The following is a 247-nucleotide window of genomic DNA, read 5'->3' on the forward strand; positions in this document are numbered from 1 at the left end:
GGGATGAAACGCTTCAATTTTTCCAAGTTCATGCTGATCTTCGGCTTGATGTTCATTTATCTGCCGATGCTGATTCTGGTGATCTACTCGTTCAACGCCTCGAAACTGGTGACGGTGTGGGGTGGCTGGTCAGTGAAGTGGTATGTCGGCCTGCTCGACAACTCGCAACTGATGGGCTCGGTACTGCGCTCGCTGGAGATCGCCTGCTACACCGCGATTGCCGCTGTGGCACTGGGGACGCTGGCGG

At 55.9% G+C, this 247-nt stretch carries 1 pseudogene; it reads left to right on the forward strand.

Annotated features, from left to right (window positions below):
- Positions 1 to 247 (forward strand): annotated as a pseudogene (potC, locus tag AAEY83_RS17630) (spermidine/putrescine ABC transporter permease PotC); the annotation flags it as partial.

The sequence above is a fragment of the Psychrobacter sp. TB20-MNA-CIBAN-0197 genome (assembly GCF_040309765.1).
GTDB classification, from domain to species: Bacteria; Pseudomonadota; Gammaproteobacteria; order Pseudomonadales; family Moraxellaceae; genus Psychrobacter; species Psychrobacter submarinus.